The 23,190-nt window shown below is 65.2% G+C and carries 29 protein-coding genes and 1 tRNA gene; 11 read left to right on the forward strand and 19 right to left on the reverse strand.

What is annotated here, in order from left to right; translation table 11 throughout:
- Nucleotides 1-388: 388 nt before the first annotated feature.
- Nucleotides 389-961, forward strand: a complete 573-nt coding sequence (locus VQ042_RS15750) for an SH3 domain-containing protein (RefSeq protein ID WP_331820956.1) — start codon at nt 389-391, stop codon at nt 959-961.
- An 87-nt stretch (nt 962-1,048) separates the two neighbouring features.
- Here the strand turns inward: VQ042_RS15750 and VQ042_RS15755 are convergent, their stop codons facing one another.
- Both VQ042_RS15755 and VQ042_RS15760 read right to left on the reverse strand, forming a co-directional pair.
- Nucleotides 1,049-1,261, reverse strand: coding sequence for a hypothetical protein (locus VQ042_RS15755; RefSeq protein ID WP_331820958.1), 213 nt, complete (start codon nt 1,259-1,261; stop codon nt 1,049-1,051).
- A gap of 84 nt (nt 1,262-1,345) precedes the next feature.
- Nucleotides 1,346-1,816 carry a MarR family winged helix-turn-helix transcriptional regulator gene (locus VQ042_RS15760; RefSeq protein ID WP_331820960.1) on the reverse strand — a complete coding sequence of 157 codons (471 nt, stop codon included), beginning with the start codon at nt 1,814-1,816 and terminating at the stop codon, nt 1,346-1,348.
- Nucleotides 1,817-2,076: 260 nt separating this feature from the next.
- On the opposite strand from VQ042_RS15760, the gene VQ042_RS15765 reads away from it, so the two are divergent.
- The 5 genes from VQ042_RS15765 to VQ042_RS15785 are packed head-to-tail and all read left to right on the forward strand — an operon-like array spanning nt 2,077 to nt 4,402.
- Nucleotides 2,077-3,219: a hypothetical protein gene (locus VQ042_RS15765; RefSeq protein ID WP_331820962.1), complete on the forward strand. Its 1,143-nt coding sequence runs from the start codon at nt 2,077-2,079 to the stop codon at nt 3,217-3,219.
- On the forward strand, nt 3,216-3,470 hold the full coding sequence (locus VQ042_RS15770) for a hypothetical protein (RefSeq protein WP_331820964.1): 255 nt from the start codon (nt 3,216-3,218) through the stop codon (nt 3,468-3,470). The genes VQ042_RS15765 and VQ042_RS15770 overlap by 4 nt, the downstream gene beginning before the upstream one ends.
- Nucleotides 3,467-3,859 carry a hypothetical protein gene (locus VQ042_RS15775; protein WP_331820966.1) on the forward strand — a complete coding sequence of 131 codons (393 nt, stop codon included), beginning with the start codon at nt 3,467-3,469 and terminating at the stop codon, nt 3,857-3,859. Before VQ042_RS15770 ends, VQ042_RS15775 begins: the two co-directional genes overlap by 4 nt.
- A gap of 14 nt (nt 3,860-3,873) precedes the next feature.
- Nucleotides 3,874-4,077, forward strand: coding sequence for a hypothetical protein (locus VQ042_RS15780; protein ID WP_331820968.1), 204 nt, complete (start codon nt 3,874-3,876; stop codon nt 4,075-4,077).
- Nucleotides 4,078-4,132: 55 nt separating this feature from the next.
- Nucleotides 4,133-4,402 carry a hypothetical protein gene (locus tag VQ042_RS15785; protein ID WP_331820970.1) on the forward strand — a complete coding sequence of 90 codons (270 nt, stop codon included), beginning with the start codon at nt 4,133-4,135 and terminating at the stop codon, nt 4,400-4,402.
- 51 nt (nt 4,403-4,453) lie between these two features.
- Here the strand turns inward: VQ042_RS15785 and VQ042_RS15790 are convergent, their stop codons facing one another.
- The 5 genes from VQ042_RS15790 to VQ042_RS15810 all read right to left on the reverse strand — a co-directional run bounded on the left by VQ042_RS15790 (nt 4,454) and on the right by VQ042_RS15810 (nt 8,563).
- Nucleotides 4,454-4,663, reverse strand: a complete 210-nt coding sequence (locus VQ042_RS15790; RefSeq protein WP_331820972.1) for a hypothetical protein — start codon at nt 4,661-4,663, stop codon at nt 4,454-4,456.
- Nucleotides 4,660-5,283: a metallophosphoesterase family protein gene (locus VQ042_RS15795; RefSeq protein ID WP_331820974.1), complete on the reverse strand. Its 624-nt coding sequence runs from the start codon at nt 5,281-5,283 to the stop codon at nt 4,660-4,662. Before VQ042_RS15795 ends, VQ042_RS15790 begins: the two co-directional genes overlap by 4 nt.
- Nucleotides 5,284-5,509: 226 nt before the next feature.
- A complete protein-coding gene (locus tag VQ042_RS15800) occupies nt 5,510-7,042 on the reverse strand; it encodes an AAA family ATPase (RefSeq protein WP_331820976.1) in 1,533 nt (510 codons plus the stop codon).
- A gap of 109 nt (nt 7,043-7,151) precedes the next feature.
- A complete protein-coding gene (locus VQ042_RS15805) occupies nt 7,152-7,502 on the reverse strand; it encodes a hypothetical protein (protein WP_331820978.1) in 351 nt (116 codons plus the stop codon).
- A gap of 74 nt (nt 7,503-7,576) precedes the next feature.
- The gene (locus VQ042_RS15810) at nt 7,577-8,563 is read right to left on the reverse strand and encodes an HNH endonuclease (RefSeq protein WP_331820980.1); all 987 of its coding nucleotides are present in this window, start codon (nt 8,561-8,563) and stop codon (nt 7,577-7,579) included.
- A gap of 52 nt (nt 8,564-8,615) precedes the next feature.
- Here VQ042_RS15810 and VQ042_RS15815 point away from each other — a divergent pair.
- Nucleotides 8,616-8,691 (forward strand) — tRNA-Val (locus VQ042_RS15815).
- A gap of 77 nt (nt 8,692-8,768) precedes the next feature.
- Nucleotides 8,769-9,890, forward strand: coding sequence for an NAD(P)/FAD-dependent oxidoreductase (locus VQ042_RS15820; protein ID WP_331820982.1), 1,122 nt, complete (start codon nt 8,769-8,771; stop codon nt 9,888-9,890).
- A gap of 105 nt (nt 9,891-9,995) precedes the next feature.
- Here VQ042_RS15820 and VQ042_RS15825 read toward each other — a convergent pair whose 3' ends face one another.
- The 11 genes from VQ042_RS15825 to VQ042_RS15875 form a co-directional block, all read right to left on the reverse strand.
- Entirely contained in the window at nt 9,996-11,096 is a 1,101-nt protein-coding gene (locus VQ042_RS15825) for a YeeE/YedE family protein (protein ID WP_331820984.1), read from the reverse strand.
- A gap of 218 nt (nt 11,097-11,314) precedes the next feature.
- Nucleotides 11,315-11,836, reverse strand: a complete 522-nt coding sequence (locus VQ042_RS15830) for a DsrE family protein (protein WP_331820986.1) — start codon at nt 11,834-11,836, stop codon at nt 11,315-11,317.
- Between the two features lie 71 nt (nt 11,837-11,907).
- Nucleotides 11,908-13,041: a c-type cytochrome gene (locus VQ042_RS15835; protein ID WP_331820988.1), complete on the reverse strand. Its 1,134-nt coding sequence runs from the start codon at nt 13,039-13,041 to the stop codon at nt 11,908-11,910.
- A complete protein-coding gene (gene soxC / locus VQ042_RS15840; RefSeq protein WP_331820990.1) occupies nt 13,025-14,314 on the reverse strand; it encodes a sulfite dehydrogenase in 1,290 nt (429 codons plus the stop codon). The genes VQ042_RS15835 and soxC overlap by 17 nt, the downstream gene beginning before the upstream one ends.
- Before the next feature lie 75 nt (nt 14,315-14,389).
- Nucleotides 14,390-16,084, reverse strand: coding sequence for a thiosulfohydrolase SoxB (soxB, locus tag VQ042_RS15845; protein ID WP_331820992.1), 1,695 nt, complete (start codon nt 16,082-16,084; stop codon nt 14,390-14,392).
- Between the two features lie 99 nt (nt 16,085-16,183).
- A complete protein-coding gene (gene soxA, locus VQ042_RS15850; RefSeq protein WP_331820994.1) occupies nt 16,184-17,050 on the reverse strand; it encodes a sulfur oxidation c-type cytochrome SoxA in 867 nt (288 codons plus the stop codon).
- A 74-nt stretch (nt 17,051-17,124) separates the two neighbouring features.
- Nucleotides 17,125-17,451, reverse strand: a complete 327-nt coding sequence (soxZ, locus tag VQ042_RS15855; RefSeq protein ID WP_331820996.1) for a thiosulfate oxidation carrier complex protein SoxZ — start codon at nt 17,449-17,451, stop codon at nt 17,125-17,127.
- An 81-nt stretch (nt 17,452-17,532) separates the two neighbouring features.
- Complete coding sequence (gene soxY / locus VQ042_RS15860) at nt 17,533-17,988, reverse strand: thiosulfate oxidation carrier protein SoxY (RefSeq protein WP_331820998.1); 456 nt, start codon at nt 17,986-17,988, stop codon at nt 17,533-17,535.
- Nucleotides 17,989-18,000: 12 nt separating this feature from the next.
- A complete protein-coding gene (soxX, locus tag VQ042_RS15865; protein ID WP_331821000.1) occupies nt 18,001-18,462 on the reverse strand; it encodes a sulfur oxidation c-type cytochrome SoxX in 462 nt (153 codons plus the stop codon).
- A gap of 149 nt (nt 18,463-18,611) precedes the next feature.
- Nucleotides 18,612-19,193, reverse strand: a complete 582-nt coding sequence (locus tag VQ042_RS15870) for a SoxW family protein (RefSeq protein WP_331821041.1) — start codon at nt 19,191-19,193, stop codon at nt 18,612-18,614.
- 43 nt (nt 19,194-19,236) lie between these two features.
- On the reverse strand, nt 19,237-19,971 hold the full coding sequence (locus tag VQ042_RS15875; protein ID WP_331821002.1) for a cytochrome c biogenesis CcdA family protein: 735 nt from the start codon (nt 19,969-19,971) through the stop codon (nt 19,237-19,239).
- 90 nt (nt 19,972-20,061) lie between these two features.
- Here VQ042_RS15875 and VQ042_RS15880 point away from each other — a divergent pair, with 90 nt between their 5' ends.
- The 3 genes from VQ042_RS15880 (at nt 20,062) to VQ042_RS15890 (ending at nt 22,099) form a co-directional block, all read left to right on the forward strand.
- Nucleotides 20,062-20,511, forward strand: coding sequence for a transcriptional regulator (locus VQ042_RS15880; RefSeq protein ID WP_331821004.1), 450 nt, complete (start codon nt 20,062-20,064; stop codon nt 20,509-20,511).
- Between the two features lies 1 nt (nt 20,512).
- The gene (locus VQ042_RS15885) at nt 20,513-20,890 is read left to right on the forward strand and encodes an ArsR/SmtB family transcription factor (protein ID WP_331821006.1); all 378 of its coding nucleotides are present in this window, start codon (nt 20,513-20,515) and stop codon (nt 20,888-20,890) included.
- 111 nt (nt 20,891-21,001) lie between these two features.
- Complete coding sequence (locus VQ042_RS15890) at nt 21,002-22,099, forward strand: YeeE/YedE family protein (RefSeq protein ID WP_331821008.1); 1,098 nt, start codon at nt 21,002-21,004, stop codon at nt 22,097-22,099.
- Nucleotide 22,100: 1 nt separating this feature from the next.
- On the opposite strand, the gene VQ042_RS15895 is transcribed toward VQ042_RS15890, so the two are convergent.
- Complete coding sequence (locus VQ042_RS15895; protein ID WP_331821010.1) at nt 22,101-22,997, reverse strand: MBL fold metallo-hydrolase; 897 nt, start codon at nt 22,995-22,997, stop codon at nt 22,101-22,103.
- Between the last annotated feature and the right edge of the window lie 193 nt (nt 22,998-23,190).

Here is a 23,190-nt window from a genome sequence, read left to right on the forward strand (position 1 = left end):
AGCACAGCGCGATCACCAGGAGTTCGTGGAAATCATGCAGTTCGGCATTGCCGGTGCGCGGATCATCAAGCCCTTCCCAGCAGGCGACGAATTCTTCCACGACATCCTCCCAAGGGCGAAAATCCGCCGGCCAAGCGAAGAATCCATCGCAACCGCAAACGCAAGTGAACAATCAGACTACAAAAATTTCCAAATGCGATTCCCCTGGGCACGCCCCCGACGAGGTTCATAGTCGTCCGCGTGTTCAATGCTGGGAGTGCGAGTGCCTCCAAAGGTACCGAAATGCTGGGTTATGGAGAGTGCAACCTTTGACCCCCTGCGGGCATCGGATAGCCATCTTGCCCAGTTAGCAGGACGTTAGGGGCGCCGGCGGTATGGCTGCACCGTGATGAATCCCGCCACCCCAAAATCATTCCCGCGCCAAACGGTTCGAAGTCTCGTCCGTGCCCTTTGTCTTGCAGGCATCCTTCAGGGGGCATCTGAGGACGCAGAGGCCAGAACCGAACTTCCGCTGCCCCGCTTCGTTTCGCTCGACGCCGAAACGGCGAATGTCCGCCGGGGCCCGAGTGTGTCGTACGAGATCGTCTGGACATATGTCCGCTCCGGCATTCCCCTCGAGATATTCCAGGAATTCGGCAACTGGCGGCGCATCCGGGGGAGCGACGGAGAAAGCGGCTGGATCCATGGAGCTCTCCTGTCCGGGCGGCGAACCGCCGAGATTGCGCCATGGATCGACGGTCCCGCGCGCCTGACATCCCAGCGCAGTTTGGATAGCACGGTCAGGGCGAAGCTGGCCAAGGGTGTGCTGCTTCGAGATTTCCAATGCGATGGGCATTGGTGCCACGTCGAGATTACACAGTCTTCCGTCGCGGGTTACCTTGCTCAGAGCAATCTTTGGGGCGTTTATCCCGGAGAGAAGGTCAATTTGCCAGCGGAGTGGTCGTGGCTCCCGTTCATGTGAACCGATGAGCGGGCGGTTCACACCCGTCCTGCTGTCCGGCATACGCCCCGCCGTTTTCCGACACGGTTGCGGGACGTCCTCCGGTGTTCAGATGGGCAGGGAAATGAGAGCGTAGAGGGGCTCGATCTCATCCTCCTCGAGTACTCCCCCCTCGACATGGATTTCGACGAGCCTTGCGGGCGGGCGGCAATCGATAACCCGACGGATGGCGGTACGGAGCGGCATCGTGTGGCTCCGGTCATCGGGCGCTATGGTGACAATCTGCGAGAGTGCGTCGAGCAGGAACTGGGGATGTTTCATGATCGAAGACGTGATCGCCAATCATGGCGAGGCGAGAACCGGCGGGCGCCGCACAGCTTAAAGGTTCGTAACCCCACCGCGGGATCAGGCTCCTGATCTACCCGTCCGCTGTTTCAGCTGTCCGTCTATGAGTTCCAAGCTCTGATGGATCGTTCCGATCTCTGCGGGTCGCAAATTTCGCAGGAGTTCCCGTTCGAGACGCAGCCGAATCTCTTCGACGGATCGTTGAAGGCCCGCGCCCGAGGATGTCAGGACGACGCCCATTCTTCTACGGTCTCTGGAATATGCGACACGCTTCACGAAGCCCTTGGCTTCAAGCAAGTGTACCATGTTCGACGCGGTAGGTGGCTTCACGCCCAGTCGCTTTGCGATGACGGTGATTATTTGTGGCTGGTCTTCCGACAAGATGGCGATCATGTCGTCTTGCCCGATGACTAAGCCGGCATCGCGCACCGCGAGATCCACATAGGCTCGGGTCAGCTTTGCCATGCGAAGAAGATCTTTGATCAAGCGATACTCTGCGATCGCCACTTCGAGATGACCCTTGTCGTCCACTTCGAATCATCTCCCATCGCTTCTGACCGTATTCTTACCCTGCGCCCGAAGACTGCGGAAGGCCGGCGACGACCTCATCACCCCTCCTCTTCCGCCGCCTCCACGATCCGGTCCTTGGCGTCGATCGGCAGCGCTTCCCAGGCCATTATGACGGTCTTCACGTAGCGCGGCGTCCCCGACACGCGCCTTGATAATTGTAGCCATTGGCTACATATTCAGACTGTCAGCGCCATCGCGGCGCGCCGAAAGGAGACCCGACAATGACCATCACGACGTCCCCCGTCCCATCCGAACCGAACCGCGTCTACGTCGGCTTCCCGTACGGCGCCGAACTCCTCGCCCGGGTGAAGGCGATCCCCGGTGCCAAGTGGAATCCGACGCAGCGTGCCTGGTCCGTCTCGAAACGCTACCAGAAGCAGATCGACGAGCTTTCGCCGCCGAAGAAGGAGCCCACGACGAACGAGTTCATGAAGCTGTTCGCTAGCCGGATGTCGGAATCCAAGGCTGCCTATTCGCTGTTCGATGTGACCGCCGTCTACGGCTACAACAATTGCCACGTCAGCATTGCCAGTGCGGTGCCGCTCCCGTCCGTCGATGCGGCGTTCCCTTTCGAGAAGCGCTCCCGCCGCGGCTACGACCTCGACATCCGCAAGCCCGCCGAGATCGAACTCGCCCTCTCGGCATTGCGGGCGATCGGCCCGGCAGAGAAGGAGGCGGCGGAAAAGGTCGCGGCGGAGAAGCGGGCGGAGGCAGACCGGCTCCTCGCGGAACAGGCAGAGATCCGGCGGCAGAAGAGGCAGCGGGAGGCCGAGGAAGACCGGCTGCGCCGCGAAGCTCGGGCTCGCAACCAGGCCGAAGACGCAGCTGCCGGTCGCGGCCGCATGGGCGTCCTGGTCCGCTCCGCTCCGGCGATCGGCACCGTCATGCGCCACGGCGGCGACGTCGTCCGCATCAACGGTCATGGCAAGCAGTTCTACCTCGGCGAAGACGACGCCTCGATGGGCTGGGGCCCCGGCTGTGAAGGCGAACGCGCCTGCTACGCCTACTACGAGCGCGCCTCCGCCGACGAGGCCGCCGCACTCGAGGCTGGCGAAAACAATGCCGCCGAGGATCGCCGGATCGCCGACACCCGCCGGCAGGCCATCGCCACCGTTGCCGCCTCCCCCGACATGCCGGATCCCGGCGCAGTCCCCGATGGCGAGGTCATCTGGGAGGACAACAGCAACCGGGCCACCGGCTACCGCACGTGGATCGTCCAGTCGCTGGACGGCTGGCTTTGGCACCTGACGTACGACGGAAGCGACGGGGCGACGTGGGGAATGCGGAACTGCGGTGAGAATACGGTCGGCCGGCGTGTGTCGGCTGCCGATGATCTCGTCGCCGCGATCAAGGGGAACGCATGACCGATCGCCAGCAGCCTGCCCTCAGCTCCGAGGAATTCCGGGAGGCCCAGCGCGAACTGGGTCTCTCCGACGCCGACCTCGCCTTCGTCCTCGGCATCGAGAACCCGCAGCACATCCGGCGCCTGAAGGGGCGCGAGGGGTCCAGCACTCATCGCGAGGTCCAGCCGTGGCACGTCCGCCTGATCCGCGCCTATCTCGTCGGCTACCGGCCGGGCGACTGGCCGGGCAATGATGGGGAGGACCGGTCGTGAATCTCCGCACCCTCATGACCCGCGCCCACGCGAAGACCCGCCGCCTTGTCCGCGCCGGCGTCAGCTATGCTGCGACCCTGCGCCTCGTCCTCCGCGATCTCTGGGCCCTGCTCCGCCGCCCGCTCCCGCCCTTGGTCGGCCGGCGCCGGGACGTCATCCGGGCGGAGTCTCTGCGGTCTCACTGGCTCCCGTATTACGTCCGGGAGATCGAGAACACCGTCCTGGAATTCCAGAAATATCCCGGAGTTTTCCAGCGCGATCTGGCCCTGACGCTCGCGCTTTTCCGGAACGAGGCGGCGTTCTGGATCGCCATCGGCCGCGGCGGGCTGTTCGGCCTCGAGCGGCTCGGAGAAATCGTCCGTCAGGAAGAAGCGCCGCATTCTCTCTGAGGAGGGACACCGCCATGAACACAGCATCTTCACACCGCAACATCGTCGAAGGCGTCGACGCGCAGAACCTAAGGCCTGTCGCGATCAAACTCGCCGACGATCTAGCGGCGGCGCTGATGATCATGCACGGGATGCCGACGCCGCACGCCCCGGAGATCCGACGAGAGATGGCGGCGACGATTCTGAAGGATGCGATCGCAGAGGTGCAGGCCAGCTAGATCAAAACGCGAACATCCCCTAGCCTCCGGTTCACCCAGAATCGGAGGCTTCTCTTTGTCCAGACGCTCGCGCTACGTCCGCCCACTCGGCGTCCTGCCGTCCGACGCAGGCATCACATCCGCGCACATGCGCACCGTCATCGCGCTGGCGATCGAGGAGATCCCCGTCGATCTCCGGGCCCGCATTGCGGTGAAGAGGCCGGCAGTCTCATGGCAGGATTACGATCAGGCCAGGCGGGAGATCGCGGAGCATCTGGTCGCGAGGATCCGGGAATCTGTGCGGTGCGATTACGGCGGGAGCGGCGCGAACGGCGGCCATGGGTGAGCGGTCTATTACGCGTTAATTCGGGGAATCGACACTAACGCGTAATAGAGATCATCCCCTGTCGTTGCCGGCCGTCCCGCAGATCGCTGCGATCTCGTCGTCGCTGAGGTCGTCGACGCGGATCGCGACACGGTAGGTGCCGTCCTCGACCGCCTGCCTGGCGGCTTCGAGATCCTCGAGGGTCGCCCCGGCGGCGATCGCCTCGGCGTCGGTCAGGTCGCCCTGGATCCAAGACCAGATGACGGCGTCCTTCGCGGTCATCGTCCGCCCGCCTGGTCGACGCGCTGCTGCATGACGTCGCCCAGGGCCCGGGCTTCGGCTTCTTCCTTGGCCCGCTCGATGTACGACCTCTCCCAGTTCTCCAGCTTCCTGCCGATCGTGGGCGTCGGCGTCCTCACGGCAAGGATCTCGTCGAGGGTCACGGGCCGGAAGTCCCAATTGTCGACGCCGACATCCACGGCGCCGGCGACCAGGCGATTGCCGTGGACGTGGCCAAACAAATGGATCGCGTCGCGGTAGTAGCCGGGCCACTCGGACAAGGGATAATGGCACATGACGACCCGGCGCCCGTCGACGGCGATTTCATGGAGATCATGAACCGATTCCCAGCCCCACGACCGAACCGACGACTTGTCGTGATTGCCGACGACGAGGTGCTTCTTGCCGTTCAAGAGGCCGAAGATCTTCTCGGCGTCGTCAACAGGCATCTTGTAGGCGAAGTCGCCCAAGTGCCAGACAGTGTCGTTGGGGCCGACCGTGGCGTTCCACCGCTTCACCATCTCGCTGTCCATGCGTCCAACGCTCTTGAACGGCCGGCCGCACAGATCAATGATGCCGGCGTGCCCGAAATGGTGGTCCGCGGTAAAGAAAATCCTGCTCATTGTGGCCTCCATCGCCAAATACTACTGCCTTCTAATGCTCTGAAGCTTCCATCGCATTACATTGAGAGTGATACTTTTACGCATCTCAGCATCGGTGTTGGTCCAGACTTCGAGTGCGGAGCAAACGAAATCGTTTGGCGGGATGCCTTCCCTCTCCTCGATTTCACGCAGCCTCTGCTGCAAATGCTTCGGGATCACAATCAACATAGTCAGGCCTCCATCGCCTTCAGTTTCTGTTTTCAAGCCGGTCGCGGTTGTCGACCAGCGCCTCTACGATGCGCGCCAGCTTCCGCAGAGAGCCGCCACGCCAGGCATTGCGGATCAAGTCTTCCTCATCCGGGGCGACCGGCGGGATCATCCCTGGGACCAGGCCGCGCTTGCGCCGGATGTCGTCGACGATCCGCCGGGCGAGCGGCCCGATGTGCTCCGGCCCCGGGTCAGGCATCCGAACGACGTCGAACCGGTCCCTCAGGGGCGCCGGGATCGTCAGCGTGTTGGCCGTCGCGACGAACGACACGTGCGAGAGATCGATCTTCGCATCGAGAGCGGTCTCGTAGTACTCGCTGGCAGTATGCGCTTCGAGCATGGGCAGGAGGGCGTCGACCAAGCTGCCGTTCTCGTGGTGCCTGCCCGACTTCTCCAACTCGTCGAGAATCACGATCGGATTGGCGACACCATGCTGTCGGATCGCTTCGCCAGGCGTGGAGAGCTGCGACGAATGCCACCTCGCCGGCGTTCCTCCGAAGCTGTTGTCGCCGGACGACGCGCAGGGGAAGACGAAATGCGGAGTGTCGAGGAGCGCTGCGATTGCTTGCAGGAGCGACGTCTTCCCCGTCCCCGGCGCCCCGACAAGCAGCGTGGGCCGGATCTTGATTATGTCGCCGACATTGATGCCCGCCAGGAGCCGGCGGATGACATCGCCGGCATGCGGCCACTCCGCCACCAACGCGTCCGTCGGATCGTTGTAGACCGTCCGGAGCGGCAAGTCGGCATTCACAATCTTCTCGCAAGCTGCCCACAAGCCCTTTGTGGCCTGGGTTTTCGCGACGACCGAACCGAAGGAAAGGACACGTGCCGTCGGCCCTGTCGGCTCCGGCTCCTTCTTCCAGTCGTCGTCCACGGCCTCGGCGATCGCCGGCTCCGGGGCGACGGCCTGGGCGCGGAAGATCGCCAGGATCTCGATGAAATCGGAGGGCAGACTGGCTTGTTCGATCGCCAAATCGAGATGGACGCAATCGAAGGACAGCGGGTCCCACCCCACGGGCCACCACGTCGTTGGCGTGCCAAAGTGCTGACGGAGGACCTCCGTCATGTGTCCTTCGCCGACCCTGGTGGCGTCGATCTCGGCGGCGACGATCCGCGCCAGCACGTTAGGCATCGCGTCGCCCGGCGCTAGCTGCAAGAGAACGTCGCTGTGCGTGAGCGCCTTCAGGATCTCGGGGACATCGATCTCGCGGCCGGCGACGTCCAGAGACGGGCCACGAACTTCATGCGGCATGCCGTTGAGATACGTCCGCGCAGCCCACCGAGCCGCCCGCTCCCAATTTTCGGGGGCGCGGATGACGACAAGCCGCCGCCGGTCCGCCATCCTCTCAGGCAGCGGAAGCTCGGGATTCGCGAGGAAAATCGCTTTGAGGGTCGGGATCCGTGCGTCTTCGACAAGCGACTGAATGCCGAGATCTTCGTCGTCGCCAGAGAACGTCTGGCCTTCGCTGTAAATGCGGCGAGCGCCGACGAGGCGCGACAGCTTCTTGCTCATGCAAGCACTCCAGAGTTCGACGGTGGGCCTCATCGCCCGAGTTCCGTCTGGAAGCGTTCTGGATAGCAGCGACAGGTTAAGATCGCTTAACGATTATCCCGAGATTTCGTCACAAGTCTTCGAAATCCTCAAAGTGGTCGTGGTGCGCGAGTTCGAGCATGCATGACCTCGCGACTTGCCTGACGAACCCGAATTCCTCTCTCATGTCAGCGTAAACCGTGCGGACTCGGTCATCGAATACCGACTTCAGGGCGAGCTGTTTCTCGAGCTTTGCGAGCAGGCCCGGGGGAATTCGGGAGTCGCCATTGAGCCAGCGAGTGACCTGCCTCATCGGCACCATCGTCGACCGTTGCAGGCTTTCCGCGGTCGATCTGGGGAAGACCTTCTTCACCAAGGCGATCGCGGCCTCGGCGTCATAGGGGACGAAATCGGGTTTCGTGGATTTGTCGTCGTCGTTCATGTGGGGCCTCCGTTCGCCCAGGGATGGTCGCCCGATCATGGTGGCAGAAGCCGGCGCGAGGCTGAAGCCGGCAATCAGGCAGCCAGCTTCGCCCGGTAATCGGTCTTGATGAGCAGCTTCCGCATCTCCTCCGCTTCCCCCATCAACTTGAACAGGCGCGAGGTGAAGAAGTTCGTCTTCGCTCCGTCCTTCAGTTCGAGGGCGACCAGATCATAGTCCCGCGCGGCTGTCTCTTCCGACCGGTATTTGCCGAGATACACGTGCTTGCCGCCGTGGAAGATCATAGCCTTCCAGACCGTCTTGCTGCCGGACTTCACCTTCGAGACGCCCTGCAGGCCCGTGGCATTCCGCTTCTTGGTCGTTGGCTTTTCGACCACGACACCGTTCAGATCGGCGAAGTCTCGATGAAGGCGAGTGGCTTCTCGATCGTAGGCCGCCGCCGCTTCTTCCGCGGTATCGAAGCAGCCGATAAACCGGCGCCGTCCACGCCACTGGATAAGGGCGCGGTATGGACGAGCGATGGCCCGCTCGTCGAAAGTGACACCCTTGTAGCCGGTGAGGTTTCCCAGAGACCCTGTGTTGACCCGGTTCTGGGAGTCGTCGGCTTTCCGAAGGTTGTCGATCCGGTTATTCGTCTTCTCCTTGTCGCGGTGGTCGATCTGATGCATCTGCCACTCACCGTAGTGGAGTCGCCACGCAAGGCGGTGAACGGCGACATACTGACCCTCGATGGTCGAATGGCGATAACCGTGCTGGTTTACGACACCGACCTCGTCGCCAGCCTGCGCTCTGCCCCGGGACATGGCGTACCTCACCTTTCCGGTCACCGGGTCGTAGGCGAAATAAGAGAGGTCGATGTCGGGCGACGCGAATACGCGTGCTGGCATGTGCAGGAATCCTTCTCCTGGGTTCGAGAAGGATGATGATTCGCCTTCGTGAAAGTCGCAAGCAGGATTCGAACCCGCGCCACGACCGCGCGGTTGTCGCACCGGTTCCGCCCGTGAACAGACGGTGACCGGTAATCCGTTTGCAACCGTAACCCCGGAAAATACCGGGAACATGCGGGAAAGTCGCCTTGACGGCGAATGCCCGCACCCCCTATGGCACAGGGAGGGGCGATTAGCTCAGTTGGTAGAGCGCCTCGTTTACACCGAGGATGTCGGCAGTTCGAGTCTGTCATCGCCCACCAGTCCGCCGCGGCCGGTCCTTGCGACACCCTGCGGCAACCTCGCCCCATCAGATCTCACGACAAGCGGACACCGGTTCATGAGTGACACGGACTGCATCGTCGTCGGCGCCGGTGTCGTCGGGCTGGCGATCGCGCGGCGGCTCGCTCTGGCCGGGCGCGAGGTGCTGGTGCTGGAGGCGGCCGATCATTTCGGCTCGGAGACGAGTTCGCGCAATTCCGAAGTCATCCATGCCGGCATCTATTACCCGGTCGGCAGCCTGAAGGCGGATCTGTGCGTGGCGGGCCGCAGGATGCTCTACGACTACGCCGCCGAGCGGCATGTGCCGCATGCGCGCACCGGCAAGCTCATCGTCGCGACCGCCGAGGCGCAGGTCTCGCGGCTGGACGAGATTGCCGGCAAGGCCGCGCGCTGCGGCGTCGACGATCTGGCGCTGCTGACCGGCGAAGCGGCGATGGCAATGGAGCCCGCCCTCACCTGCGTCGCTGCCCTCCACTCCCCCTCGACCGGGATCATCGACAGCCACGCGCTGATGCAGAGCTATCTCGGCGACTTGGACACTGCCGGCGGCCAGGTGGTGTTCAACACCACGATCGTCTCCGGCCGTATCGAGGACGGCGCCGTGCGTCTCGCCACGCGAGACCGGGCAACCGGCGAGGAAACCGAGATCACGACCGACCTCCTGGTCAACGCCGCAGGTCTCGGCGCCCAGCGTCTTGCCGGCGCGATCGACGGCTTTCAATCCGCGCACGTGCCGGCCGCGATGTATGCCAAGGGCAATTATTTCGCGGCCCCCGGGCGCACGCCGTTCCAGCGCCTGATCTACCCGGTGCCGGAAGATGGCGGCCTCGGCGTCCACCTCACCTTCGACCTGGGCGGCCAGATGCGCTTCGGTCCCGACGTCGAATGGATCAACGGCGTCGACTATGGCGTCGATCCCGGCCGTGCGGCGGGGTTCTACGAGGAAATCCGGCGCTACTGGCCGGGCCTGCCCGACGATTCGCTGACCCCGGCCTATAGCGGGATCCGCCCCAAGCTCTCGGGACCGGGACAGCCGGCGGCCGATTTCCGCATCGACGGGCCCCGCGTCCACGGCGTCGATGGGGTGGTCAATCTGTTCGGGATCGAGAGCCCCGGCCTGACCGCCAGCCTGGCCATCGCCGAGCATGTGGCGGAATGCCTCGGACTGGCGAGCCGGTAAAGGGTAGCGGACAGGCACGCCCATCTGACGCAGGGCGCCCCGCCCGAGCCGGCAATCCAGCAGATACACCTCCACGTATGTACAGCGCGGTGCGACAGGTCGCGGCTATTCGGCCGGTGCGGTCGCGACCTCGCCATGGCCCGCGGGAACATCCGAACGGTCGCGGTCGATGATCCGATCCGCCACCGCGGCGCCGACGACCATCGACGCCAGGCCGACCAACGAGGAGACAGCCAGCACCGCGCCGCCGGTGAAGCCGGCGCCAATCGTGCAGCCGACGGCCAGAATGCCGCCGAAGCCCATCAGGGCGGCGCCGATCGTGTAGCGCAGGATCGGCGGCGTGCCCGGCTCGGAGAAGGTGGCAATGCGGAAATTGCCGGACAGCACCGCCGCCAGGAAGGCGCCGATCAGCGTTCCGGCGAGCACGCCCTGATCGAGGCCGAATACACCGCCCATGTCGGCGACGAGCCCGCCGGTGGTGGCGAGTGGCCGGATATAGGACAGGCTCTCGGCCTGGATCGGCTCGAAGACCTGCAGCGACAGGGTGTAGGTGAAGTACCAGCCGGCGACCACGCTGGCGCCGACGCCGACGCCGCCGAGAAAGCGCCAGGCCGAGACCTTCGACATCAAGGCGACTGCCAGCGCCGCGCCGGCGAGGGCCGCCCCGATGACGATGCCGGCCTGCTGGCCGAAACCGGCCTGGGCGAGCAGGTCGTTGCCGCCGATCGCAGCCGTACTCCACAGCCCGCCGGCCGCATCGCGCAGCGGCACGAGCACGCCGCTATAGGTCGCCAGACCGACGACCGCGATGACCAGCGCGGTATGGAGCGCCCGCAGATTGCCGGAAGCGGCCAGGACGATCATCCGGGAGACGCAGCCGCGCGACAGCACCATGCCGAGCCCGAAGACGAGGCCGCCGATGATCGCGCCCGACAGGCTCTGGGCGGTGGAGAAGAAGCGCGTATCGCGCACGTCCACATAGCCGTAATTCAAGAGAAGCTGGATCCCGAGGACCGCGGCGGCAAAGCCCCCCGCCCAGACCGCCAGCGCCGAGAGGTCGCGGCCGCGGGTGACATCGAGCACGGCTGAGCGGGTGCACAGGGCACTGCGCTGCGCGAAAACGCCGAACAGCCCGCCGACGACGGCGCCCCCGGCGAGCGCGGTCGCGTCCTCGCCGATGAGGTCGATCAGTGGAACGAAATCCATCGCGGTGTGTCCCGTAGCGTTTCAGTACCCAGAACATATGCGCAGTTCGCAATGTGTTCACGCCACAGGAATGCGGCGGAGGTCGGCCCGCGGAAACAGCTTTGCGGTAAACGGAGCCTCAGTGGATTCTGAATCCGCGATCCTCACACCAAGCGCGCAGGCGCCGTCTGACAGACCGACAGGGACGGTCCCTGATGCTGGGCGGATGCTGGGCGGGATCAGGGCTTGACGATGGTATAGCCGGTCTCGTCGAGGCGGATCAGCTCGGCGACGCCGGCTTCCACCTCCTCGGCGAAGGGCACGATCTCGGGACGCTGGCCCTCGGCCTGCTCCAGCGTGTCCAGCGTATTGCCGCAAGCGACGAAGCCGACATTCGGCATGCTCTGCTCGAAGGAGGTCAGCCGCTCCATCACCGGCGTGCGCGCCGGTCGCAGCATCTCGATGCCGGGACCGTAGACGACGATGCGGATCTCCACCTCCTCGGCCTTCGCCGTGTAGAAGCGCGAGACGTTGGCGGCGATGTCGAGGGCCGAACGCATCGCCGCCTCGTCATTGTCGGAGACCTGCAGCGCCAGCTTGTGGGTGACGAAACCGCCATCATCCTCGGCCGCCTGCGCCGCGGCGCCGGTGACCATGTGACCGGACACCAGCATGGCGGCGAAGGCAAGGAGCAGACCGGCCAGTACGGCGCTCGGCCGTGTGTGCCGAGGGGCAGACCGCGATCGCGTGTCGGTGGCCATGGCGTGCCTCCCCTTTTTCAGTCTGGTTCTCAGGGCCCGCGGCCCCCCGGTGCGCAACCGAGCTGCCCGCGTCAGTCGACGTTACCACCCGCCGGGCCTTCGGCGCCACTGTCCGGCGTCACGTCGAGCACCTGCGCGCGCATGGTGATTGTCACCGGCCCGGGTTTGCAGTCGGACATGCAGGGCTCCGCATCGGTCTTGTAATGGGCTTCCAATTCCCGGTCATCGGGGATGAAGGCACCGGAATTCGGCATCTCGATCGACGTGAAGTTCTCGTTGGACAGTTCGAACGCCTCGTCGCTGACGATGTCGTTGAGATAGAGGACATACGCCGTCAGCGCATAGACCTCGTCGTCGTTCAGCGAGCGCGCATTGCCAAAGGGCATGGCACGCCGGATGTAGTCGTAGGCGGTCGACAGATGCGGCCAGTAGGAGCCGACGGTCTTTTCGGGCCGTTCGCGGGTGAGTGTGTCCTGCCCGCCGGCCAGCACCGGCCAGCGGCCCCTCCCCTCGCCGAAATCGCCATGGCAGGAGGCGCATTGTTCGGTGAAGATCGGCTCCCCGTCCGCAACCGTGCCGCGGCCGACGGGAAGCCCCTTGCCGTCGGGCCGGATGTCGATGTCCCAGGCCGCGACTTCCGCCTCGGTCGCGATGCGGCCTAGGCGCATGGGCCCGGCGGACGGCTCGGCAAACACCGCAGGCGCTGCACCAGCGTGCGGTGAGGTTTCCGCCGTTTGGACAGGTTCCGTCTCGGGCTGGACGGGAGCTGCGGCCGCGTCCTCAGCGGGCAGCGCCGCGTCGGTGGCACCGTCCTGGGAGAAGGTCGCCAGATAGGCGAGAAGATCGGTGACCTCGGCCTCCTTCTTCAGGCCGGGAAACGCCATCCTGTTGCCCGGGAGCATGCCGCGCGGGTCGGCGAGATATGCCGCCAGCGTCTCGCTCTCCCAGACGAGCCCTTCCTGCCCGGCCGTGGCCATGACCGGGGAGTATTTGTAGCCGTCGAGGCCGCCAGCCGTGCGGCCGAAGATATCGTTGAGCTGCGGCCCGATCTTGTTCTTCGCGCCCTCGCCGACATCGTGGCAGGCGCGGCAGCGGTTGAAGACCTTCTCGCCGGCCGCCGCATCGCCTGCCTGCGCCAGGGCGGGAACGATTGATACGCCGGCCAGCAGCACGGCGACGAGGATCACCTCAGGACACTTCGACATTCTCGAGCCCTCCCTCGGCGTTCAGGTGCCAGGTCTGGATACCGTTGTTGTGATAGATCGAGTTCTCGCCGCGGGCGGTCCGCAGCGCGGATTTCGTCGGCTGGACGAAGCCCTTCTCGTCCACGGCGCGGGACTGCAGCAGCAGTTCGGAACCATCCCAGTCGAAATCGTAGTAAAAGCGGTGGAGCGCCATCGGCAGGCTCGGGCCGTCGATCCGCGCCTCATGCCAGTTGCGGCCGCCGTCGAGGGACACGTCGACCCGGCTGATCCGACCGTTGCCCGACCATGCGAGGCCGGTCAGCACGGTGCGGCCCCGGCCATGGGTGATCGGAGCCTGTGGGCTCGGATTGGTGATGACCGACTTCACCTCCATGCCCCAGGTGAACTTGCGCGCCGTCCCGTTCGCCAGGAGGTCGGTGTATTTGGAGGTCTCCTCCCGCTGCTCCCAGGGCTGGTCGCCGACTTCCAGGCGGCGCAGCCACTTGACCCACATGTTGCCTTCCCAGCCGGGCACGACGAGTCGCACCGGATAGCCCTGCTCGGGCCGCAGCGCCTCGCCATTCATCTTCCAGGCGACGAGGCAGTCGTCGAGCGCCTTGTCCATCGGGATCGAGCGGGTCATGGCGGCTGCGTCCGCGCCCTCGGCAAGCAGCCATTTGCCGGACGTCTTCACGCCGGCCTCCTCCAGCAGGTGGCGCAGCGGCGTGCCCGTATACATGACGCAATGGACCATGCCGTGGGTGAACTGGCAGCCGTTGAGCTGCGCGCCGCGCCATTCCATGCCGCTATTGGCGGCGCATTCGAGGAAGTAGACGCGGTTCTCGCGGGGAAAGCGCTTGAGGTCCTCCATCGTGAAGACCAGCGGCCGGTCGACGAGGCCGTTGATCATCAGGCGGTGCTCGTCCGGCGGCACTTCGGCGATCCCGGCATGGTGGCGCTCGAAGCACAGACCGTTCGGGGTGATGATCCCTTCCAGCTCGTGGAGCGGCGTGAAACTCACTGAGCTCGTCGCATCGGCGGTCAGCCACGACACGTCGCGGCGCACCACATGGGATTCGAAGGCCGACGGCGTGCCATAGGGCTGCGCCACGACGCCTTCGCCGAGATAGCGGTTCCAGTCCTGGATCTCTGTGATCGCCGGATCACCGCCGGCGGCCAATGCGCTGCGGGCGCCGGCCAGCCCGGCCGCAGCCGCTCCGCCGAGGGCCAGGCCGCGCTTCAGGAAGCCTCGGCGGGAGGTCCCGCCCCTTGCCTTTTCGGGCCCGTCGATCATTCACTGTCCTCCCGACATATAAATATATGATATTATGCATATATCATGCCGCAATATGGCTGTCGAGACGTCCGATCAGATCCGGACGTCGACGCGGCGATTTTCCGTCGGCGAGACGGTCGGATTCTTCGCCAGATAGCTTTCCACCACATCCCAGATCGCCGGCCCTTCGGTGCCTTCGTTCACCGACGCCCAACCGGCGACGACGTAGTCGCGGCCCGCCTCGATCGGCTCCTGGGTGGCGAGAATGGTCATGTCGGAAATCCGCGAGCCGATCTCCCTGGTCGGATCGATGCCGTAGCCGAGACCGCCCACGCGGACCATGTCGCCGCCCTGCTGATAATAGGGATCGGTGTTGAAGAGATTGTCCGCGACATCCTCCAGCACGGCCTTCAGCATCTCGCCGCTCATCGTGTTGCGGTAGACCTGCGGATAGGTCATCGCGCACACGGTGTGCAGATCCTCGACCGTGATGTCGCTGCCTGCGGGTACGGATGTCCCCCACCGGAAGCCGGGCGACAATGCGATCTCGGCATCTCGCTCGACCAGCAGCGCGTCGCAGATGACGTCGTCCCAGGTGCCGTTGAAATTGCCGCGGCGGTAGAGAAGGCCCTCGGTATGGCCGATGACCCGCTGCAGTTCCTGCGCATAAGGCGCCCGCACGTCGTCGATGACCGTGGCCATCTCCTTGTCCGGCGCGATGACGTCCGAGAAGACCGGGATCAGCCGATAGCGGAAATCCTTCAGGCGTCCGTCGGCAATCTCCAGATCGAGGCGGCTGAGGAACTTGCCGTTCGAGCCGGAGGCGATCAGCAGCGTCTTGCCGACCAGCACCGGCTCGGGCAGCGCATCATGGGTGTGGCCGGTCAGGATGATGTCGATGCCGTCGACCCGACCGGCAAGCTTGCGGTCGACGTCGAAGCCGTTGTGGGAGAGCAAGACGACGAGATCCGCTCCGGCCGCCCGGGCTTCCTCCACATGGGCGGCGATCTGCTCGTCGCGAATGCCGAAGGACCATTCCGGAATCAGCCAGGAGGGGTTGGCGATCGGCGTGTAGGGAAAGGCCTGGCCGATCACCGCGACCTTTGCACCGCCGCGCTCGAACATCTTCCAGGCCTCGAAGGCCGGCTCGTCCCATTCCCGGTCAAAGATGTTCGATCCCAGGAACGGGAACGGCAGGGCATCGATCGCCTCCTGCACTCGCTCGGTGCCGTAGGTGAACTCCCAGTGGCCGGTCATGGCGTCCGGCGCGATGACGTTCATGGCCGTGATCATGTCGGCGCCGGCGGTCTTGTTGGCCGTGTAGCTGCCCTGCCAGGTGTCGCCGCCATCGAGCAGCAGCACGTTGTCGTCGCCGCGCTCGGCGCGAGCGCGGCGCACGATCGTCGCGATCCGGTCGAGCCCGCCCATCCGGCCGTATCGTTGCGCCAGCGCCGAAAAATCTTCGGAGGTCAACGCATAGGCGTCGGGCGATCCCGGCTCGATGTCGTAGAGCTTGAGGAAATCGGCGCCGCTGACATGCGGCGGCAGGCCGACGACCGCGCCGATGCCGATATTGACGGCCGGCTCGCGGAAGAACACCGGCTTCAGCTGCGCGTGGATGTCGGTGACGTGAAGCAGCGTCAGATTGCCGAAATCAGAGGCGCCGAGCAGATCATCCTCGGTCAGCGTCTGCTGGGCGGCGGCCCGAGACCAACGCCCCGACAGGCCGGATCCCGTCAGCGCCCCCAGCGCCACTGTCGCAGTCAGGAATTCGCGTCTGGAAAACATGGCTCACCCTCGATCCGGATTGCCTCGGCAATCCAGACTTGAACGATTGTCGACTGTCAGATGCGCGGGACCGGTGGCGACCGGCCCCGGTGCCATCGGCTACTGGCGGACGGCGGGTGTCTCGACAGACAGGCCCTCGCCGCGCCAGGCGGTGTAGACCTCCAGCGCCATCAATTCATCGGAGAAGGCCGTCGGGATTTCCGCCCGTGTATCGCGCACGCAGCCGCGGAACCGATTGTGCAGCGACACCATGCCCCCGGTATTGAAGCGATAGGTCGGGAAGCCGTTGGTCTGGCCCTGGCTCAGATGGTCGGCGCGGATGTACTTGCCGTTGGCGCTCTCGTGGCAGGAAGCGCAGGACAGGTCGAGCTGACCCGTGCGCAGGTAGTAGCGCTCCTTGCCCTTCTCCCACCAGCTCATCATCTCGCCCTCGGCCAGGTCGATCGCGACCGGTTCGCCCAGGGACTGGTGCCGGATGAAGGTCACAAGGTCCTTCTGATCCTGCGCATCGAACTTGTAAGGCTCCGCCTCCATGTTCTCGGTCCGGCAGGCATTGATCTGCAGCTCGAGATTGAAGGGCTTGCCCGCCTTGGCATTCCACTTGGGATAATTGGCACCGACGCCGGCCATCGTCTCCGAGGCCTCCTCGTGGCATGTCGCACAGGACTTGCCAGCCGCGCCGTCGACCGTGTTCCAAATCTCCTCGCCACGCTCGACATTGAGCATGCCGGGATTTTCAAAGCTGTCCATCTGGGTCGCACGGGTCTCTGGCTCGCGATAGAGCCAGCCGGACTCGACCTGTTCGAAGGCGTGCCCCGGCGGCTCAGTCGGCGCGGGGGCGACGGTGATCATCTCCTCGCCGTCGATCGTCAGCGTCTCGTCGACGGGCTCGGCAAAGGCGCCGGACACCAGCGCAAGGCTCCCCAGGCAGGAGACGCCCAAAAGGGCGATGACAGACTTCTTCAAGCGATTTCCTCCCCGCTGAGGCCGAGCCCTGGTGGCTGGCCCCTCTTCCCTGGTCCCGATTGCGATTCCAGCTTCTACTGGACTTCGATCTCGTGCTCGTCCGTGTAGGTCTCGCCGTTGTCGTCCACCCAGGTGAACTTGAACGTCCCGCTCTCGGGCACCTTGGCGGTGAACTCGAAATACGGATTGGCCGACACGGCGGGATCGAGGTCACACTCGAACACCTTGGTGCCGTTGAACTCGCAGGTGAACTTGTTGATGATCTGCCGCGGGATGGGATTGCCATCCTTGTCCTTGCGCTGGCCCGATTCCATCTCGTGGCTGATCAGGGTCTTGATGGTGATGACTTCCCCGGCGCTGGCGCTCTTGGGGACTTTTACTCTCGGCTTTGGCGTTGCCATTGTCTGGTTCTCCTCGTGTGACGCTCGCCTGCGGCGAGGTCACGCATCTCTCGATCTCGGTTCGACGGACGGAACGGCCGATCAGCCGCCGCAGCCGCCGATCGTGACCTTCACTTCCTTGCGGTCCGAAAAGACCGAGCCGTCGTTCATCTTCGCCACCGCTATGACGTTCTGGGTCTGCGCCAGCCGGATCCGCGTCGTTGCCGTCGCGCTACCGCTCATCGGGGTGAAGTAGAAGGTGGCGACCTCGGGATTGGGATTGCCCTCGGCCAGGATCGTCACCGACTCCACGTAATTGTCTTCGGTCATCGGGCTCTCGACCGTCACCGAAATCGGTACGGTGTTGCCGTTCTCGGCAATCTCCGGTGCCGTGAGGCTGATCGTCCCGGACTGCGGCTCGGTGCCGCCAGTGAAGGCGGCCAAGGCCTTTTCGGCCTCCTCGACGCTTGCCAAGGCCCGGCTCGGGGCAAAGGCGAAGAGGCCGTAGGTGGCAGCGCCGGCGGACAGCGCAAAGATCTGGCGTCTCGTCATGTTCATGGAATTTCCTTCCTAGTCGCCTTTCAGCGTCTCGAGATAGGCAACGACATCCTCGACCTGCTGGGCCGTCAGGATGGTCTTGCCCTGATATTTTTCGGCGACGTTGACGCCGACATCGAGCGTGTAGAAGCCCGGCATGACGGTCTGCTCGCCGAACACCTGCTTGGCGTTGACGACGATCGCGCGCAGCTGCCCCGGCTCCCAGCGCTCGCCGACGCCGTTCATCTCCGGCCCGACATTGCCGTGGAACAGCTGGTCGTCGAGATCGGCGTTGACATGGCAGGCCAGGCAATTGCCGAGGCCGCGATCCATGAAGATGCTCCGCCCCTCGGCCGGATCGCCCGGCTTTTCGGTCAACGGCTCGGCGACCTGTGCATCGGCAAAGGACACATCGGCGGGTGCGGTCTCAGCCGCAACGACCAGTGACGGCAGCGCGATGGACATGGCTAGGCCGAGCGCGAACGGACGCATCATGGACAAATTCTACCTCCCGAATGTCGGCTTTCGTCGGCCGATCTGCTTCGATTCCCCTCAGCGACTAAAGCAGCCCAGCGGAATAAATGCAAGTATTGTTATTTTCGAATGTATTGCGACTGCTCACAATTCGTCCCGCGCCGCAGCAATCATTCGGTCGTCTCCATTGTGGCACCGCCCTCGGCCAGCCTGCGAGCATGATATTTCTGAAAATGCTCCTCCCCCTGGTATCCCTTTTCGCGAACCCACTGGAACATGTGGAGGAATGTCTGCTTGCCGAATGCACCCGGCATGGTGGCGACGGCCGCTTCGCCGACCGTCCCCTCCGCCGGCGCTGATTCCGGCATGAACAGGATCGTCGGCGTGAACACCACCCGCCAGCGGCGGGCCGCGGTCTTTTCCGCCAGCGTGGTGCCGTCGAGGTCGGTGACCTCCTCGTCACCGAACAGGTTGTACTGGACCACGTGGAAATTCGCCGCGATGTAGTCGCGCACCGCCGGATCCGCCAGGACCTCCTCGTGCATCTGCCGGCAGGAGATGCAGCCGCGCTGCTCGAACACCAGCGCCAGGCGCTTGCCGTCCGCGCGGGCCGCCTCGATGTCCTCGGCGACATCGCGGAATGTCAGGGTGAACCATGGCTGCTTGTGCAGCCCGTCGTCACCGACTTCCGCGGCAGGGGCCGCCGACGCCAGACACAACAGCGCCGCAGCCGCGAACAGGATCTGCCTCATCATGCGCTTCTCCTCCCTTGTTTCCGGCGCGCCCGGCGCCGGTCTAGCCGATCGTCGCGAAGACCGGAAAGGTCTCCAGCAACCAGTAGGATATCACCGCCATCTGCCCGGTCACGAACAGGATGCCGGTCAGCACCAGCGCTCCGCCCATTACCTTCTCCACCGTCGCCATGTGCTGGCGCAAGCGCGCCGCGTAATCGAGGAACCGCGTCGCGAAGGCGGCGGCCAGCAGAAAAGGCACCCCGATGCCGATCGAATAGGTGGCCAGCAGCCCGGCGCCCCTGAGGGCAGAGCCCTGCGAGCCGGCCACGAACAGGATCGCGGCGAGCACGGGACCGACACAGGGCGTCCATCCGAAGGCGAAGGCCAGGCCGATGACATAGGCGCCGAGCGGCCCCGCCGGCTTCCTCGACACGTTCACGCGCGCTTCCCGGTAGAGGAGCGAGAGGCGGAACACACCGAGAAAATGCAGGCCCATGATAATGATGATGACACCGGCGACCACCGACAGAACGTCGAACCACTGGGCGACCACCTGCCCGACCAGGCTCGCCGTCGCGCCGAGCGCGACGAAGACGGTGGTAAAACCGGCCACGAAGGCGAGTGACGCCAGCATGATCTGGCGCTTGACGGCGGGCTCGGCCCCGCGCTCGCGGACCTGATCGAAGCTCAGCCCCGCCAGATAGGCGAGATAGGGCGGAACGATGGGCAGCACGCAGGGCGAGACGAAGGACAGAAATCCCGCCAGCAGTGCAGCGCCATAGCCGACATCGAGCATTTGAACGTTTCCGATCGCGAACTTATGTTGCACTGCCGACGACCACCGGCTTGTTCAGCGGTGACGTAGCGATTAGATAGAAGAATGCATATGTTATTATCTATTGCAATCGGACAGTCCCTGCTACGCCCCCGCCCCGCGCGCTCCGGCCGTCGGCTTCTGGCCGCGTTGCTGGCATGGACGCTGGTCGCCCCGATCGCAAGCCCCGCCGCCGCCGAGCTTTTGGTGCTGGAGCGGCCCGGCTGCATCTGGTGTGCCCGCTTCGACGCGGAAATCGCGCCTGCCTATCCGAGGACCGACGCGGGCCGGAAGGCGCCGCTGCGCCGCGTCGACGTAACCGAGCCTTGGCCGCACGACCTGACGGACGTTACGCCCGAGCGGATCACGCCGAGCTTCGTTCTCGTCGAGAATGGCCAGGAGATCGCACGTCTGCGCGGCTATCCGGGGGAGGATTTCTTCTGGGGTCTCGTGGACGATATGCTGAAGCAGCTGCCGGCCGCCACCACGGCTTCCCCTGTACCGATCCGATCGAGCGACTGATTTGCGCAATCCGACCAACTGGGCCGTCCCCAAATTCGACCCCTCGACCTCCCCGGAGGAGACGCAAGCCTTCTTCGCCCAAGCGCGCAAGGCCAGCGACCTCTTGAAGGCGATGTCGCACGAGACCCGGCTCGTCATCCTGTGCCTCCTGTCCGAGCAGGAGCGTTCGGTCGGCGACATCGAGGAGATCCTGTCGATGCCGCAGGCGGCCGTCTCGCAACAGCTTGCGCGGCTGCGCTTCGACCGGCTCGTGAAGACCCGGCGGGAGGGCCGGACGGTCTATTACAGCCTGGCCAGCGAGGAGGTCACCTCACTGATCGGGACGCTGTACGAGCTGTTCTGCGCGCCTGTCCGCTCCGCTCCTGACACCCAGGGCTGACCTGGCTCCGTTTCGGCGGTCCGCGACGGTTGCGATCTCCTTGCCAGCACTGTGCGTCAGGACTAGGCTGACCAGCGAAGCGCTCCATAGAAGGCGCTCGGGAGGCAACACATGCTGGTGGAGAGCGGCCTGGCGCTGCCGCTGGCGGGGCTCATCGCCGGCGCGGCGATGGGCTATGTCGCGCGCAGGCATCATTTCTGCACACTGTCGGCGCTGGAACGCCGCTGGTACGCCGGCGACGACAACGGCTTGCGGGCCTGGGGCCTTGCCATTCTCGTGGCCATTCTCCTGACCCAGGCGATGAGCCTTGCCGGCCTGTTCGACCCGAGCCGCAGCTTCTACCTGACCCCGGACTTCGGCTGGACCGGTGCGATCCTTGGCGGCCTCGCCTTCGGCTTCGGCATGGCACTCGTCGGCACCTGCGGCTTCGGCGCGCTGGTGCGACTCGGTGGCGGTTCGCTGCGCGGCCTCGTGGTCATCGTCATCCTCGGCCTTTCGGCCCTCGCCGCCCAGCGCGGCATCCTCGCATTCGGACGCGTCGCACTCGTCGATTCCCAGGCCTACGACCTGACCCGGCTCGGCGCACCCGACCAGACGCTCGGCGCCACCGCCAGCGCCCTCACCGGCCGCGACCTGCGCTGGGCCATCCTGCTCGTCGTGATCGCCGCGCTCGGCACCTGGGTCTTCCGGTCCGCTCCCTTCCGGCGCGACCGGGGCAAGATGCTGGCCGGAACCGTCATCGGCATCGCGGTCGCCTTCGGCTGGCTGGCAACCACCACGGTCGCCGAGCGCGCCTTCGTGCCGGTGCAGGTGGAGAGCGCCTCCTTCGTGGTGCCGCCCGGCGACCTCATCCTGCAAATCGTCGCCTATACCGGCGTGCTGCCGGACTATGGCGTCGGGCTCGTCCTCGGGGTGATCGTCGGCGCCGCCGTCGCGGCCCATCGCGGCGGTGACGTGCGCTGGGAAGCCTGCGACGACGCACGCGAACTGTCGCGCCATCTTGCCGGCGCGGTGCTGATGGGGGTGGGCGGCGTCTTCTCGCTGGGCTGCACCATCGGCCAGGGTATCTCGGCAGCGTCGCTGCTCACCGTCTCGGCGCCGCTCGTCCTGATCTCGGTCGCCCTGGGCGCCCGAATCGGCCTCGCCTACATTCTCGAAGGCTCGATTCGCCACGCCTTTCGCGGTATCGAACGGGGGCCGGCGGAATAGGTCAGGCGCCCGGCACGAAGCGGTAGTGCGATCCTTCCGTCTCGACCCGGCCGATGCCGCCCTGCGGCAGATGGAAGCCCACGAAGCGCAGTTTCTCCGCCGCCAGCCTGTCGAGCAGCCGCCGGCGCGTGGCCGCGCCCGCCTCGGCATCCTGGTCGGCGCCCCAGAGCAGATCCGGCCGCGCGAAGGACACCGGATCGTTGGCGATCGCGTCGCCGACGATCATCACCGGCGCATCAAGGCCGTGCAGCACGAAGGCACAATGGCCCGGCGTGTGGCCGAAGGCCGCCATGGCCTCGATGCCGGCGACCGGCTCGGTACCGGCATCGAAGAGGGTGGTCCGCTCCTCGATGGCATCGAAGCGGCCGCGCGCGCCGACCACGAAGTTCTGGCGCTCTTCCGGGATATTCGCGAGCGCGGCCTCCGAGCGCCAGAAATCCCATTCGGTCCGGCAGACATGAAACTGCGCTTCGGGAAAGGCGACGTCTTCGAAATCGTCCAGCACGCCCCAGATGTGATCGGGATGGGCATGGGTGAAGATCACGTCGGTGATCTCGCTCGCATCGATCCCGGCCTCGGCGAGGCTGTCCGGCAGCCGGCCGGCGCTCGGCATGAAGTTGGACCCGGCGCCCGCGTCGAAGAGGACGAGGCGGTCGCCGCTGCGATGCAGCGTCAGATTGCAGGGCGGCGACAGCATCGCACCATCCCCCGTCTCGATGCCGAGTTCCCGGCGCGCCTCGGCCGGCACGCCTGGCAGGAGAAAGTCGGCCGGCAGTTCCAGATGCCCGTCGCTCAGCGTTGACAGGCGATCGGCGGGCGCGGCCTGCCCCCTCGCCCCGAATGCCAGGGATCCGGACAGCGCCGTTGCGCCGACCATGAAACTGCGTCGCGTGAACATGTCGTCCTCCCGTGGTGTACCCGGGCATTCCTACATGCAATTTTCACAATGTATAGACGCCGAGGTCGGCACCATCGGCTCGCGGTCGCAGGCGCTGAGATCGACGGCGCCCGTCACCATCCTGGGGGCCACCGCGGCGCTGGGATCATCTGCCGCCGGGCGATCGCGCCGGCTGCGGTAAGGCCCCCGCCCG

The sequence above is a fragment of the Aurantimonas sp. A2-1-M11 genome (assembly GCF_036549475.1).
Classification (GTDB): Bacteria; Pseudomonadota; Alphaproteobacteria; order Rhizobiales; family Rhizobiaceae; genus Aurantimonas.

What these genes read in the sequence shown, in the direction of transcription:
- VQ042_RS15750 (WP_331820956.1), top strand. Translation starts at nt 389, where the DNA reads ATGAATCCCGCCACCCCAAAATCATTCCCGCGCCAAACGGTTCGAAGT.
- VQ042_RS15755 (WP_331820958.1), bottom strand. Translation starts at nt 1,261, where the DNA reads ATGAAACATCCCCAGTTCCTGCTCGACGCACTCTCGCAGATTGTCACC.
- VQ042_RS15765 (WP_331820962.1), top strand. Translation starts at nt 2,077, where the DNA reads ATGACCATCACGACGTCCCCCGTCCCATCCGAACCGAACCGCGTCTAC.
- VQ042_RS15770 (WP_331820964.1), top strand. Translation starts at nt 3,216, where the DNA reads ATGACCGATCGCCAGCAGCCTGCCCTCAGCTCCGAGGAATTCCGGGAG.
- VQ042_RS15780 (WP_331820968.1), top strand. Translation starts at nt 3,874, where the DNA reads ATGAACACAGCATCTTCACACCGCAACATCGTCGAAGGCGTCGACGCG.
- VQ042_RS15790 (WP_331820972.1), bottom strand. Translation starts at nt 4,663, where the DNA reads ATGACCGCGAAGGACGCCGTCATCTGGTCTTGGATCCAGGGCGACCTG.
- VQ042_RS15795 (WP_331820974.1), bottom strand. Translation starts at nt 5,283, where the DNA reads ATGAGCAGGATTTTCTTTACCGCGGACCACCATTTCGGGCACGCCGGC.
- VQ042_RS15800 (WP_331820976.1), bottom strand. Translation starts at nt 7,042, where the DNA reads ATGAGCAAGAAGCTGTCGCGCCTCGTCGGCGCTCGCCGCATTTACAGC.
- VQ042_RS15805 (WP_331820978.1), bottom strand. Translation starts at nt 7,502, where the DNA reads ATGAACGACGACGACAAATCCACGAAACCCGATTTCGTCCCCTATGAC.
- VQ042_RS15810 (WP_331820980.1), bottom strand. Translation starts at nt 8,563, where the DNA reads ATGTTCCCGGTATTTTCCGGGGTTACGGTTGCAAACGGATTACCGGTC.
- VQ042_RS15820 (WP_331820982.1), top strand. Translation starts at nt 8,769, where the DNA reads ATGAGTGACACGGACTGCATCGTCGTCGGCGCCGGTGTCGTCGGGCTG.
- VQ042_RS15825 (WP_331820984.1), bottom strand. Translation starts at nt 11,096, where the DNA reads ATGGATTTCGTTCCACTGATCGACCTCATCGGCGAGGACGCGACCGCG.
- VQ042_RS15830 (WP_331820986.1), bottom strand. Translation starts at nt 11,836, where the DNA reads ATGGCCACCGACACGCGATCGCGGTCTGCCCCTCGGCACACACGGCCG.
- VQ042_RS15835 (WP_331820988.1), bottom strand. Translation starts at nt 13,041, where the DNA reads ATGTCGAAGTGTCCTGAGGTGATCCTCGTCGCCGTGCTGCTGGCCGGC.
- soxC (WP_331820990.1), bottom strand. Translation starts at nt 14,314, where the DNA reads ATGATCGACGGGCCCGAAAAGGCAAGGGGCGGGACCTCCCGCCGAGGC.
- soxB (WP_331820992.1), bottom strand. Translation starts at nt 16,084, where the DNA reads ATGTTTTCCAGACGCGAATTCCTGACTGCGACAGTGGCGCTGGGGGCG.
- soxZ (WP_331820996.1), bottom strand. Translation starts at nt 17,451, where the DNA reads ATGGCAACGCCAAAGCCGAGAGTAAAAGTCCCCAAGAGCGCCAGCGCC.
- soxY (WP_331820998.1), bottom strand. Translation starts at nt 17,988, where the DNA reads ATGAACATGACGAGACGCCAGATCTTTGCGCTGTCCGCCGGCGCTGCC.
- soxX (WP_331821000.1), bottom strand. Translation starts at nt 18,462, where the DNA reads ATGATGCGTCCGTTCGCGCTCGGCCTAGCCATGTCCATCGCGCTGCCG.
- VQ042_RS15870 (WP_331821041.1), bottom strand. Translation starts at nt 19,193, where the DNA reads ATGAGGCAGATCCTGTTCGCGGCTGCGGCGCTGTTGTGTCTGGCGTCG.
- VQ042_RS15875 (WP_331821002.1), bottom strand. Translation starts at nt 19,971, where the DNA reads ATGCTCGATGTCGGCTATGGCGCTGCACTGCTGGCGGGATTTCTGTCC.
- VQ042_RS15880 (WP_331821004.1), top strand. Translation starts at nt 20,062, where the DNA reads ATGTTATTATCTATTGCAATCGGACAGTCCCTGCTACGCCCCCGCCCC.
- VQ042_RS15890 (WP_331821008.1), top strand. Translation starts at nt 21,002, where the DNA reads ATGCTGGTGGAGAGCGGCCTGGCGCTGCCGCTGGCGGGGCTCATCGCC.
- VQ042_RS15895 (WP_331821010.1), bottom strand. Translation starts at nt 22,997, where the DNA reads ATGTTCACGCGACGCAGTTTCATGGTCGGCGCAACGGCGCTGTCCGGA.